Genomic DNA, 12,420 nt, shown 5'->3' on the forward strand with positions numbered 1-12,420 from the left:
CCGTCAGGGATGACCGCCTCCGCCTTGGCTGAACCCGCTCCAACCTTCGTGCGGCTCGACGCCCCTTTCACCGACCAGAAGCCGGGCACCTCTGGATTGCGCAAGAGCAGTGCGCAGTTTGAGCAACCGCACTATCTCGAAAGCTTTGTTGAGGCTGTGTTTCGCACTCTGCCTGGCGTGCGAGGAGGCACCTTGGTGCTCGGAGGCGACGGCCGTTACGGCAATCTGCGCGCCATCAATGTGATCCTGCGCATGGCCGCAGCCCATGGCCTGAGCAAGGTGATCATCACCACCGATGGCATTCTCTCCACGCCGGCAGCATCCAACCTGATCCGCAAGCGAGAGGCCATCGGTGGGATCATCCTTTCGGCCAGTCACAATCCAGGCGGCCCCAATGGTGACTTTGGAGTGAAGGTGAATGGAGCCAACGGCGGCCCCACACCGGGATCCTTCACCGATGCAGTGTTCGAGTGCACCAAATCGCTGGAGCAGTACGCCACGGTTGAGGCTGCCGATCTCAATCTCGACACTCCAGGAACGCACAGCATCGCTGCCATGGAGGTCGAAATCATTGATGGGGTCGATGACTTTGTGGCCTTGATGCAGCAACTGTTCGATTTCGATCAGATCAACGCTCTGCTGCGCAGCGATTTCCCACTGGCCTTTGACGCCATGCATGCCGTCACAGGTCCCTATGCCAAAAGTGTCTTCGAAGATCTGCTGGGAGCACCAGCAGGCAGCGTGCGCAATGGCATTCCACTCGAGGATTTCGGCGGCGGCCATCCTGATCCCAACCTCACTTACGCCCACGAACTGGCCGATCTACTCCTCAAGGGAGACAACTACCGCTTTGGTGCAGCCTGCGACGGTGACGGCGACCGCAACATGATCCTTGGTCATCACTGTTTCGTGAATCCGAGCGACAGCCTGGCCGTGCTGACCGCCAACGCCACGCTGGCACCGGCCTACGCCGCTGGACTGGCAGGCGTCGCGCGCTCAATGCCGACCAGCTCCGCTGTTGATGTGGTGGCGAAGCAGCTGGGCATTGAATGCTTCGAGACACCCACAGGCTGGAAGTTTTTCGGGAATCTGCTGGATGCCGGCCGCATCACTCTCTGCGGCGAGGAAAGTTTCGGCACAGGCAGCAACCACGTGCGCGAAAAAGACGGTCTCTGGGCCGTGCTGTTCTGGTTGCAGATCCTCGCGGTACGCCGTTGCAGCGTGGCGGAGATCATGAGCAACCACTGGAATCAATTCGGGCGTCACTACTACTCACGTCACGATTACGAAGCGGTGCCGAGCGAGGCAGCCCATGGCCTCTACGACCGGCTTGAAAATCTTCTTCCTGGGCTTATGGGTCAGAGCTTCGCCGGTCGCAGCATCAGTTGTGCCGACAATTTCAGTTACACGGACCCTGTGGACCAGTCGGTGACTCAGGGTCAGGGGCTGCGCATCCTTTTGGATGACGGCAGCCGCGTTGTCGTGCGCCTCTCCGGCACCGGCACCAAGGGGGCCACCATCCGGGTCTACCTGGAAAGCTATGTGCCGAGCAGTGGTGATCTCCATCAGGATCCTCAGATCGCCTTGTCAGACATGATCAGCAGCATCAACTCCCTAGCGGAGATTCAGCAGCGGACGGGTATGGCGCGACCCACAGTGATCACCTGAGCTGACATGACCGTGGGGCAGCAGGAGTCTCAACGACGTCGTTGCCCCCGCAGACCGCCTTTGCGTGAGCGGTACTCCTCCTCCGGAGCACCCTCCTGAAGCTGGCGCATGCTTTCGATCGATGAACCGAACAGCACAGCGGAGAAGATCACCACGCCATAGAGATAGAACAATCGGCTGGGAGAGATGTCGGCAGGCGTGTTGCGGATGAACGTGTCCAGGAAGATCGAGAGAACAATGCCAACGCCTGCGCCGATCAACGCAGCCCAGAGGACTTTGAAGCCATTGAATCCACTGGGTTCGCGTCTCATCAGCTGATCAGTGCCGAGCCATCATCACCGCTTGACGGTGATCCTTCGGATGAACCAGCCGCCTGCCCAAGCAGAGACTTGAGCACGACATAAAAAACCGGCACGACGAACAGCGATAGGACGGTGGCGATCAGCAGACCACCGAACACCACAGCCCCGAGAGACGTCTGGCTACGGGCACCTGCACCGCTGGCGAAAACCAGCGGCATGAAACCGAACAGCGAGGAGATCGCCGTCATCAAAATCGGCCTCAGGCGGGAACCAGCCGCAAAACGGGCAGCCTCCAGGGCATTGGCACCAGCCTGCATCCGCTGATTGGCCATATCCACGATCAGGATTCCATTGCCAGCGGCAAGGCCGATCAACATCACCAGGCCCACCTGGGCATAAACATTGAGCACTTCACCCCGCAAGGCCAGAAAGGCGAGTGCGCCCAACATGGCTGTCGGCACTGTCATCAGAATGATCAGCGGATCGGCGTAGCTTTCGTACTGCGCAGACAGCACCAGGTACACCGCCAGGATGCCGAGGGCAAAGATCACCACTGCCAGGGCACCGGCCTTCACTTCCTCACGGGAAATTCCGGTCCAGTCGAAACTGAGACCCTGCGGGTTGATGGTCTCAAAGATCCCCTTCATTGCTTTGATCGCCTGACCAGAGCTGTTCCCTGCCGCGGGCGTGCCTTCGATCTTGATGGCTCTGTAGAGATTGAAGTGAGGAACCACCGTGGGCCCCAGGGTTTCACGCACGCTGAAGAACTCCCCTAGCGAAATCAGATCACCGTTAGTGCTCTTGACGTAGAGGGCTGAAAGACGCTCAGGGGTCGCACGACTTTGAGCATCGGCCTGGACATAGACCCGACGCACCTTGCCCTCCTGGAAGGTGTCGTTCACATAGAGGCCACCGAAGTTGATACTGAAGGTCTGCATGGCAGCACCGAAGTCAACATCAACAGCGGCCATGCGATCGCGATCCACCTGAATCTCGATCTGTGGCGATTCAGGAGCGAACAGCGTGTAGACACGGTTGAGATCATGGTCAGCATTACCGGCCTGGATCAGGCGTGCTGCCGTGCCATAAAAATCAGCCAGGCTGTAGGCCCCACCACTCTGATCGAGCAGCTGAAACTCAAATCCACCGCCAGTGCCATAGCCGGGGATGGCCGGAGGTTCAACGACAAACACCCTGGCACCATCCACCGAACGGACCAGCTTCTGATTGAGCCGCTCCACGATCGCCCCCACGGTCTGATCCCGTTGCTTTCGCTCAGACCAGTTGCTGGTGCCGAAGAAGAACAAGCCCTTGTTGGGACTGTTGCCATCCAGGCTTGCCCCGCTGAACACCGACGCCGCCGTGATGTCCTTTTCCGTGCGCAGTACGGCAGCCACCTGCTGATTGATCGCCTCAGTGACCTGGGTGGAGACGCCCTCCGGTGCCTGCACCACGCCAATCGCGTAACCCTGATCTTCGATCGGCACAAACCCACCAGGAATGGCCTGGAAAGCAACGGCCGTAAGCAGGATGCCGATGCCAAGGATGCTCATCACCAGTCGACGACGACCGAGAGCCCACTCCAAAGCGGAGGCGTAGCGGCTCTCCATCACGGCATAAGCACTGTTGAATTTGGCGAAAATGATCGGTGTAAACCAACCAAGAGCCAGGCCCAGGGCTGGATAGACCGTCACTGGGATGATTCTGCTGACTCCGACAAGAATCAAGCCTGTAATGGCTCCACCGATGGTGAAAGGCAGGGTGACCGGTCGATCGATCAAGCGCCCCAGCAGCAGACCGATCAAGGCACCAAGAGCCATCGGAATCATCACCAGAGGCGCTCCAGCCCCGACCACCAGCAACCCATACACAAAACCGATCACCATGCCGGCAATGGCATAGCTCCGCCGTCCTGGATCCTTGGATTCGCGTGCCAGCAACAGTGCGGACAACATCGGCGAGAAGGTGAGCGCATTGAAGGTGGAGATGGCGATCGAGAAGATCACCGTGGCCGCGAACTGTTTGTAGATCGTTCCCGTCGCACCCGGGAAAAACAGCACTGGCAGGAACACCGCGAACTTCACCAAGGACGTGGCGATGACCGCGGAGAACAGCTCATCCATGGTGGCTTTCGCCGCTTCAAGAGCCGTCATCCCCTCCGCTTTTTTGGTGGAGGTGTCCTCGATCACGGTGATCGCATCATCGACCACGAGACCCGTTGCCAGCACCAGACCAAACAAGGTGAGCTGATTCAGGGAAAACCCGAAGCCAAGCACCAGACCGAAAGTGCCGATCAGCGCCACGGGGATTGCAATCCCAGGAACCAGGGTGGCCTTCCAGTTCTGAAGAAACAGGAAAAGAATCAAAACAACGAGCACCACCGCATCCCGCAGGGAATTCACCACGCCCTGGATGGAGGCGCTGATGAAGTCGGTGTTGTCGTAGATCTTTTCCATCTTCATGCCCACGGGCATGGTCGTCTCAAAGTCGGCTAAGACCTGCTTCACGCCGTCCGACACCTCCAGCGCATTGCTGCCTGAAAGCTGATAAACAGCCAGCCCCACGGACGGAACACCCTGGAGATCGGTGGCGCTGACGGCATATGACTCACCACCGAGCTGAACATTGCCCACATCTCCAAGACGCACAAGGCCGCCCCCTTCAGCAGTTCGCACCACCATCTGCTCAAATTCCTCGACGCTGCGCAGCCGACCCTGGAGCTGCACGGTGAAGGTGAACTGCTGCCCCTTCGGAGAAGGCTCACCGCCCACCTGACCAGCGGGTACGAGGCGATTCTGGCTGGAGAGCTGGTTGACCACATCGGTCGACGTGAGGCCGAAACTGGTGAGCTTGTCTGGATCAAGCCACAGCCGAAACGCCAGTTTGCGGTTACCGAAGTAAGTGAGGTCGCCGACGCCGCTCACCCGCTTGATGGCATCAGTGAGCTTCAGATCCAGCAGTCCGCTGATCGTCTCAGCGCTGTAGGTGATCTGGTCCGGATCCGCACTGCCGAAGTTGTAGACGAGCAGAATCGAGTTGGACGCCTTATTGACGCTGACTCCAGCCTTGCGAACCTCCTCTGGCAACTGCGGTTCTGCCAGAGCCACACGGTTCTGCACATTGACCTGATTGATGTCACCGTCGGTGCCGCTGGCGAAGGCCACATCGATGGCACTGACTCCATCGGCGGAACTGTTGGACTTGATGAAGTCCATGTTCTCCACACCGTTGATCTGCTGCTCAAGAACACTGGTGACGCCCTCCTCAACAGAGACGGCATCGGCACCGGTGTAATTGGCCCTGACTTTGACGGTTGGGGGAGCGATGTCCGGAAGATTCTCGATCGGAAGAAGCGGAATCGCAATCAATCCCACGATCACGATCAAGATGCTGCAGACCGTTGTGAGAACGGGTCTGGTAATGAAATTATTGGAGGCGGACATGACTCAGTCGCTCAGTTCTTCACCTTCACGGGCACGCCGTGGCGCAGGCTGAGCAGATTGCTGGTAATCACCTTCTGTCCGACCCTGAGCCCCCTGGTGACGGGATAGCGGTTGTTCTGCAGGGGACCGAGATTGACCGGCGTTTGCAGCGCAAAAAGGGTCGAGGAGGGAATCACGCCACGATCAATCCCCTGCTTGATCCTGGCCAGGTCAGCCTTACCAGGCTGTGCTTCAAGCTCCTGGAGTGTTCCAAGACGGAACACAAAGCTCTGGCCGGACGTCTGCGTTACGGCAGCAAATGGAACGGACGGCTCCTGTCGGGAGTCGAGCTGAACCCGAGTGCGCAACCTCTGACCGTTGCGCAGCTTTCCATCTGGATTGGGGAACTGCGCCATCACCAGAAGGGCCTGTGTTCCGGCGTTGATTCCAGGGTCAATGGACATCACCGAACTCCTGGCCATCACCTCATTCCGGCCAGGAAGACTGAGCAACACCGGCAATCCAATCCTGATGCGGTCGGCGTAGGTTGAAGGCACCTCCACCCTGGCCTCAAGGGTGTTGTTGCGAATCAATTTGGTGAATGGGTCGCCGTTTCTGACCACATCCCCGACCTGCACGGAGACGTCTGCCACTGTTCCAGCGATCGGTGACTGCAGGTTGCTGTAGGCCAGGGTGGCCTCCTGAGCTTTGACCTCTTCTCGCGAGGCGATGTAGATCGCACGCCGCTGATCACGATCTGAGGCTTCCGCGGCACCAAGAGGCACCAGGAATTCATAACGTTTCAGCTCCAGCAGATCCTTTTGCTCTTGGGCTTTTAACCCGGCCAACTTGGCCTGCTCCTGAGCCTGATCAAGGGTCATGAGCAACTGCCCCGGGGTCACCCGATCTCCCTGGGTGATTTTCAATTCAATGATCCGGCCTGATGCCTGAGCCGCAAGCTGAACCAGGTCGCCGGCCTCCAGCGTGCTCACCGTGTCGACATCATCTGTGAAGGCAGCCTCGGTGACAGCAGCCTGCTGCACTTCTGGAAGGGGTCTCTGCGCATTGCCACCCTTACCGCAGGCACTCAGCATGAAGGCCGTCAGTGCCACGGGGATGAGGGATTGGTTGAGACGCACGGTCAGGACGCAGTCGGGCGCATTATGACGGTGCTCTCGCTCTCAAAGGCTCAACTTGAGCAAGAATCGTCTGACCGGGAATCGACGCCTTGGGCGGACCTCTGAAACAGGATCTGTTCAGCCATCACGGGGAAGCCGCTCGGCTACGGCAAGCACCGCTCGCCGATCGTCTGCGGCCCCGCAATCTCGATGAATTCGTTGGGCAGGGAGCAATCCTTGCGGAGGGCCGCTTGCTGCGCCGAGCCATCTCAGCGGATCGTGTCGGAAATCTGATTCTGCATGGCCCACCCGGGGTCGGAAAGACCACCTTGGCAAGGATTATCGCCAATCACACAAGAGCCCATTTCAGTTCTCTCAATGCCGTGCTTGCCGGTGTGAAGGACTTGCGCTCTGAGGTGAACGATGCCCGTCAACGCCTCGAACGCCATGGGCTCCGCACCATCCTGTTTATCGATGAGGTGCATCGCTTCAACAGTGCCCAGCAGGATGCATTGCTGCCCTGGGTGGAGAACGGCACACTCAGCCTGATCGGTGCCACCACCGAAAACCCCTTTTTCGAAGTCAACAAGGCACTGGTCAGTCGGTCCAGGTTGTTTCGTCTGCAGAGCCTGGAGCCTGAAGACCTCAGTCGTTTGCTGCAGACAGCGCTGCAAGACAAGGAACGTGGCTATGGCGACCGCGATGTTGAAATCAGCGCTGAGGCTTCTGCCCATCTCGTCAATGTGGCAGGAGGTGACGCCCGCAGCCTGCTCAATGCGCTCGAGCTCGCCGTGGAGAGCACCCCTGAAAATCACCTGGGTGTGATTGAAATCGACCTTGGCATCGCTGAGGAATCCATCCAGCAGCGCGCCGTGCTCTACGACAAGCAGGGTGATGCGCACTTCGACACGATCAGCGCATTCATCAAATCCCTGAGGGGCTCGGATGCCGACGCTGCACTGTTCTGGCTGGCACGGATGATCGAAGCCGGTGAAAACCCACGCTTCATTTTCCGGCGCATGCTGATCGCGGCCGGGGAAGACGTGGGACTTGCGGACCCTCAGGCGGTGGTGGTGGTCGAAGCCTGCGCCGCGGCCTTTGAGCGCATCGGACTTCCAGAGGGACTGTATCCACTTGCCCAGGCAGCTCTCTATCTGGCCTGCACCGAAAAAAGCAACAGCACCAGCGGCATGTTCGAAGCGCTGCGGCAGGTTCGTGAAGCACAGCGCCAGGAGGTACCTGCCCACCTGCGCGACGCCAACCGCGATGGCGATGCCTTCGGTGACGGCAAGGGCTATCGCTACCCCCATGCTTTTCGCGAACACTGGGTGGCACAGCAGTACTTACCCAGTGCCCTTCAGGGTGAAGCCTTCTGGTCACCGAGTCGTCAGGGCTGGGAAGGACAACGTCGCGAACGGATGCTGGAACGTCGTGCCGCTCAGCTGGCAGCCTCAGTGGAGGCGGTCGACGAACACCCGCTGTTGGTGAGCAGCGGACCGGAACAACCTCAGCTGGAGCGCTGGCTGCAACGGCAACTGTCCGTGGATGGTGAACGCCTGCAGGAGCTGCGACAGAGACTCTGGTCAGACCTCCCATGGCAGCGCACGGATCGGGTGCTGATCCTGGGCGGTCGGTCGCTGCTCTGGTCGCTCGATCCCCTTGGAGCCGTGGCCGAAGGTGGTCTCACAATTCTCTGTTCATCCTCAAGCGAACAACTACGGCTGGAAGCGCAGTTGCAGTTGCTTGATCCACTCAATCAACCGGCCGTCCTGAGCGATGCGGCTGAATTGGAGTTGCTGAGCCCTGACCACCAGTTCGAAGTGGTGGGCGGGCGACTGAATCAGGCCGATCTCAACGCCCCTGACCTTGAGAGGTTCTGGGCCCTGGTGAGCGCCCGCTCAAGAAGTGGTGCTCAGCTGAGGTTGTTGCTTAGTGAACCCCAACTCGGACCGGCAGGGGGGCTGCTGGAACTGCTCAAGCGCGAAAGGGCGGAAACCAAACCGAGGTCACCGCTGCAAACCCTGGCCGCACTGGAATCCAACTGGCTGAGTCAGTCGGAACAGCGTCAAATGCTGCTGAGTCAGCTTGAGCGCAGCGGTTGGGTGACGACCCAGAGCAGCTGGCAGGAAGCGCTGAGGCTCTCCGTTGAGACGAGTCTGATCGAACGATGGCTAGGAGAAAACCGCCCCTACCGCAGGGCTCTTGAAAAAACCGGAGAAGCGAGTGAAAACGCTCTGTCTGAGCTGCGTCATGAGCTGATGAAGCAACGCGGCAAACATCTTCCCCAGAGTCTTCGCCACTGGCGAATCGAAGGTCGACTGACCTGATCAGCTTCCATCAAAGACTTTCATCAAAAAAGCCCCGGCGATGCCGGAGCTTGATGAACAAGGTTGATGAAGTTGATGAACCCGTGAGGGTTCTCGACAATCACCAGAGGCCGCGGACGGGAGCAGCAGCAGGTGCGGGCTCAGCGGGAAGGATCTGGTTGGCCTGCACGCATGCGGGCAGGAACACATACCAGGAGAGAAGGGATGTGGACTGGGGCTCGTCGAGACCTTCCTTACAGACGTTCTGAGCACCGTCAGAAACGCCGTTGTCATTCAGACGGAAGTCAACGGGAAGCTGGCGCATGATGCCTGCAGAGGAGATTTCTCCATCGGCAGCGTCAAGGATGATGGCGGAGCGAAGAGCGACCACAGCGGTCTTTTTCTTCTGCCAGTAAGGGAAGTAGCTGCGGGTCTGGTCGTCCAGGAACTTCACGCCATCGGCGGAATACAGGAAGCGAGAAACACCAACCAGGTCTACGTCGTAGCTCTTGGTCATGCCCTCTTGGATTTCATCAGCAGTCCAACCGGAGTTGTTGATACCTGCTTGAAGGGCACGGTCAGTGATTTCGCCATCGTTGAAGAACTTAGCGAAAGCTGATGCTTTGGTGGTCCAGACAGCACCACCGGACACCCAGCGCACAGGGCGCTTGGTGCCAGCTTCAGCGGCGACAGCCAGAGTGGAAATGGAAGCGGCGGCGAGAGCGCCGGCTGCAAAACGGGTGAACACGGACGGCGAGAGAAGACGTCTCTTTAATCCTATCGGTAGGAAAAAGAGTTGCCAACAGAATCAGCACATGAAAAGCGCAAATGAGGACAATTCCGCCTCACAAGGGCCAACCGAACAAGACTCGTGATTCTCAATGGATGCATGGATCTCGTGGTGAAGCATTGCCGTTGATTCGGTTGTTGAGTGAAATCCATCCCCCAAAACATTGACATCCATTGAGCTCAAGATTGTTCACGCTGAGCAAAGCAGACAATCCTGCAGAAATGTCTGCTCAGCAACGACAACTCCAAAACGCCAGTCCCCCTGAGACCGCAATTGTGCAGCGACCTTGAGATTCAACCCACGGTGCAGGGCGCCACAAAAGCTGGAGCTCACCTCCCAGCAGCAGAGGTCCTGTGCCAGAGAGCCTCGCTGCCACTTGATCGCAGCTTCTTTGACCAGCCACCGATCCAGAACCTGCTGTCGCAGCTGATCGCCCTCCAGTGCCGTCAGCTCACGTTGCTCAGTCTCAGTGAAGAAGCGACGCATCAATGCGGCTGCCGCACGGAGCTTTCGGTCGGCACGCTCCAGATCAACGCCGATGGGCTGCTGAGACCAACCCATCAGACAGGCGTCAGCACAGTGGCTGAGGCTCACATAACCCCATGGGTCCAACAGCCGTGGCGGAGCACCCGGTGGAGCGTTCAGCGGCACCTGCAGAGGGTCAGCCGCATGCAGCGCGGCCAGACAACTCCGCATCCAACCACGCGAAGCCAGGTACTGCTGGCGGCGGGACGCCGTCAGCCCTGCGGCCCAGGCACGCTCCTGCCCGCTCACAACCAGCTCTCCGGCTGAAGCCTCTGGGCCGATCTGCTGCATCCACAACGCAGTTACGCTGCCGCCGACAGTCCGGCTATCTATGACTCTGCAGATCGGCGATCCCGCCCCTGACTTCACACTTCCAGATGAGAACGGTGAGCCTCTCACGCTTTCATCTCTGAAAGGGCAGCGAGTGGTGATCTATTTCTATCCGAAGGACGCAACCCCCGGCTGCACCAAGGAAGCGTGCAACTTCCGGGACCGCTGGAGCGACCTCAAGGCCCATGGCATCAGGGTGCTGGGAATCAGCAAGGACAACGCCGCATCCCACACCCGCTTCATCGCCAAGCAGGAACTTCCCTTCACCCTGCTCACCGACGAGGAACCATGCGCCGTGGCCAGCAGCTACGAGAGCTACGGCCTGAAGAAATTCATGGGCCGCGAGTTCATGGGCATGATGCGTCACACCTTTGTGGTGGATGCTGAAGGCAAGCTTGAATTGATTTACAGGAAGGTCAAAGCCGATTCAATGGCCGATCAAGTGCTGAGCGATCTGGGGCTGGGCTGACCAGTTTCACCAGTGACTGCATCACAAGATCAGGGGCATGATTCACTTCAAGCCCCTGGCTCAGCAAAGGCCGCACCAGCAGCGGAGCATCACCACCGCAGAGCCAGAGCGGAGAGGGATCAAGTTCCTGGGCTCGGATGATCAGACCGACGAGACTTTCGATCACTCCCCGGCGCATCGCCTCGCACGGCTTCCTCGGGAACGGGGTTCCAGCACTCGGATCCTGCATCTGGTCGCCAGGATCTGTCAGCGCCTGAGTGCCTGCCGCCATGGCCTGCAACTGCAGCCTCAATCCAGCTGAAAGCCAGCCACCGTTGAATCCACCATCTCCGCTGACCCGCGTCAGGCTGAGCACGGTGCCGGCATCAACAACCATCAGGGAGCCAACCTGGTCTGACTGAATCCAGGCTCCCCATCCCGCCAGCGCCCTGTCGATGCCAAGCCATGGCGGCACATTTCGCAGCGGAATCGCATCCAGGCCGAGACAGCGATCTGGGCTGAGCATGGAATGATCAGGCACAGGTCCAACTGCCGCCCAAGCACAAAGCGGCGGATCAGAAGCCAATAGAGACAGCTGAGGCTGGGAATGGCTGTAGCTCCAGGCACCGCTCCGAATTCGCTCGGCCCAGTGCCAGCGACTGTTACCGATCAGCAGACAGCGCTGCTCAGACCGCATGGTCAGATGCCATCACCCATGACTCCGGGCACATGGATGCCACACTCCTGACGCTGTCCTCCGAAGCGGGTGCTGCGGCCCTCGGACTCAACACCGTCAGGAGCACTGGAATGCCAGTCTCCCACGGTGGAATAACCCTGATCGAACAGCGGGTGCTGAGGCAGATCATGCTCCTGCATGTAATAGAAGACATCGCGCTTGGTCCACCCCAGCAAGGGACGAAGAGACAAACGATCACGGATCGGATCAAGCACCGTCATGGTGTTGCGCAGCTCTGTCTGACCGCGGCGAACACCACTGGCCCAGCAGCTGACGTTCAGCCCACTCAGCGCTTCCTCCAAAGGCTCCACCTTGCGGAGGCGCAGATACAGATCCATATCCTCCTCCCGATCACTCGCCCAGAGCCTTCCATGGACTGCTTCCATGCGCGCGGGAGACACGGCGGACTGGGTCACAACAAGTCTGGTGCCCAGTCGTGCACTGAGTGTGTTGGCGTAGCGATAGGTCTCCGCAGGCAGATAACCCGTATCCACCCAGATCACAGGCACAGACTCCGCTCCGGAGAGGCGACTGAGCATGTGCAGCAACACTGACGACTGGATGCCAAAACTGGTGGTCATCGCGAAGCCGGAACCGAAACGATTCAACGCCCACTGAAGACGTTGCGGCGGCGGCATCGGGTCCAGCTCTGCTCGCAGCGTGTCAAGACCGGCAGCGGCCGTCCCCGAATCCACACCAGCAGCGGTGCCGATCATGTCTGTGGTGCCCTGGCTCATGCACCCCATCCTCCAATGCCGAGGTGACCACAGGTCTG

Annotated in this window: 10 protein-coding genes; 3 read left to right on the plus strand and 7 right to left on the minus strand. The window is 59.2% G+C overall.

Annotated features, from left to right (window positions below; translation table 11 throughout):
• Nucleotides 1–9 precede the first annotated feature (9 nt).
• Nucleotides 10–1,668 carry an alpha-D-glucose phosphate-specific phosphoglucomutase gene (locus SynBIOSE41_RS15670; protein WP_186538824.1) on the plus strand — a complete coding sequence of 553 codons (1,659 nt, stop codon included), beginning with the start codon at nt 10–12 and terminating at the stop codon, nt 1,666–1,668.
• Between the two features lie 29 nt (nt 1,669–1,697).
• On the opposite strand, the gene SynBIOSE41_RS15675 is transcribed toward SynBIOSE41_RS15670, so the two are convergent.
• Genes SynBIOSE41_RS15675 through SynBIOSE41_RS15685 form a run of 3 tightly spaced genes read right to left on the minus strand, consistent with a single transcriptional unit; the run spans nt 1,698 to nt 6,486 of the window.
• Nucleotides 1,698–1,979 (minus strand): hypothetical protein, encoded by a 282-nt coding sequence (locus SynBIOSE41_RS15675; RefSeq protein WP_186538826.1) that lies wholly within the window; start codon nt 1,977–1,979, stop codon nt 1,698–1,700.
• Nucleotides 1,979–5,413 carry an efflux RND transporter permease subunit gene (locus SynBIOSE41_RS15680; protein ID WP_186538828.1) on the minus strand — a complete coding sequence of 1,145 codons (3,435 nt, stop codon included), beginning with the start codon at nt 5,411–5,413 and terminating at the stop codon, nt 1,979–1,981. The genes SynBIOSE41_RS15675 and SynBIOSE41_RS15680 overlap by 1 nt, the downstream gene beginning before the upstream one ends.
• Before the next feature lie 11 nt (nt 5,414–5,424).
• Nucleotides 5,425–6,486, minus strand: coding sequence for an efflux RND transporter periplasmic adaptor subunit (locus SynBIOSE41_RS15685; RefSeq protein ID WP_186541315.1), 1,062 nt, complete (start codon nt 6,484–6,486; stop codon nt 5,425–5,427).
• 146 nt (nt 6,487–6,632) lie between these two features.
• Here SynBIOSE41_RS15685 and SynBIOSE41_RS15690 point away from each other — a divergent pair, with 146 nt between their 5' ends.
• Nucleotides 6,633–8,837, plus strand: coding sequence for an AAA family ATPase (locus tag SynBIOSE41_RS15690; protein WP_186541317.1), 2,205 nt, complete (start codon nt 6,633–6,635; stop codon nt 8,835–8,837).
• Nucleotides 8,838–8,937: 100 nt separating this feature from the next.
• Here SynBIOSE41_RS15690 and SynBIOSE41_RS15695 read toward each other — a convergent pair whose 3' ends face one another.
• Together SynBIOSE41_RS15695 and SynBIOSE41_RS15700 are read right to left on the minus strand one after the other, a co-directional pair.
• On the minus strand, nt 8,938–9,564 hold the full coding sequence (locus SynBIOSE41_RS15695; protein ID WP_186538830.1) for an alpha/beta hydrolase: 627 nt from the start codon (nt 9,562–9,564) through the stop codon (nt 8,938–8,940).
• Nucleotides 9,565–9,795: 231 nt separating this feature from the next.
• The gene (locus tag SynBIOSE41_RS15700; RefSeq protein ID WP_255475833.1) at nt 9,796–10,422 is read right to left on the minus strand and encodes a 4'-phosphopantetheinyl transferase superfamily protein; all 627 of its coding nucleotides are present in this window, start codon (nt 10,420–10,422) and stop codon (nt 9,796–9,798) included.
• 40 nt (nt 10,423–10,462) lie between these two features.
• Between SynBIOSE41_RS15700 and bcp the strand changes: the two genes are divergently transcribed.
• Nucleotides 10,463–10,930: a thioredoxin-dependent thiol peroxidase gene (gene bcp, locus SynBIOSE41_RS15705; RefSeq protein ID WP_066911906.1), complete on the plus strand. Its 468-nt coding sequence runs from the start codon at nt 10,463–10,465 to the stop codon at nt 10,928–10,930.
• Here bcp and SynBIOSE41_RS15710 read toward each other — a convergent pair.
• Entirely contained in the window at nt 10,878–11,606 is a 729-nt protein-coding gene (locus SynBIOSE41_RS15710; protein WP_186538831.1) for a type III pantothenate kinase, read from the minus strand. The two genes, bcp and SynBIOSE41_RS15710, sit on opposite strands and share 53 nt — an antisense overlap.
• A 2-nt stretch (nt 11,607–11,608) precedes the next feature.
• Complete coding sequence (locus SynBIOSE41_RS15715) at nt 11,609–12,382, minus strand: phosphoadenylyl-sulfate reductase (protein ID WP_186538833.1); 774 nt, start codon at nt 12,380–12,382, stop codon at nt 11,609–11,611.
• Nucleotides 12,383–12,420 lie beyond the last annotated feature (38 nt).

This window comes from Synechococcus sp. BIOS-E4-1 (genome assembly GCF_014279995.1).
Classification (GTDB): domain Bacteria; phylum Cyanobacteriota; class Cyanobacteriia; order PCC-6307; family Cyanobiaceae; genus Synechococcus_C.

What these genes read in the sequence shown, in the direction of transcription:
- SynBIOSE41_RS15700 (WP_255475833.1), bottom strand. Translation starts at nt 10,422, where the DNA reads ATGCAGCAGATCGGCCCAGAGGCTTCAGCCGGAGAGCTGGTTGTGAGC.
- SynBIOSE41_RS15680 (WP_186538828.1), bottom strand. Translation starts at nt 5,413, where the DNA reads ATGTCCGCCTCCAATAATTTCATTACCAGACCCGTTCTCACAACGGTC.
- SynBIOSE41_RS15715 (WP_186538833.1), bottom strand. Translation starts at nt 12,382, where the DNA reads ATGAGCCAGGGCACCACAGACATGATCGGCACCGCTGCTGGTGTGGAT.
- SynBIOSE41_RS15685 (WP_186541315.1), bottom strand. Translation starts at nt 6,486, where the DNA reads ATGCTGAGTGCCTGCGGTAAGGGTGGCAATGCGCAGAGACCCCTTCCA.
- SynBIOSE41_RS15675 (WP_186538826.1), bottom strand. Translation starts at nt 1,979, where the DNA reads ATGAGACGCGAACCCAGTGGATTCAATGGCTTCAAAGTCCTCTGGGCT.
- SynBIOSE41_RS15710 (WP_186538831.1), bottom strand. Translation starts at nt 11,606, where the DNA reads ATGCGGTCTGAGCAGCGCTGTCTGCTGATCGGTAACAGTCGCTGGCAC.
- SynBIOSE41_RS15670 (WP_186538824.1), top strand. Translation starts at nt 10, where the DNA reads ATGACCGCCTCCGCCTTGGCTGAACCCGCTCCAACCTTCGTGCGGCTC.
- bcp (WP_066911906.1), top strand. Translation starts at nt 10,463, where the DNA reads ATGACTCTGCAGATCGGCGATCCCGCCCCTGACTTCACACTTCCAGAT.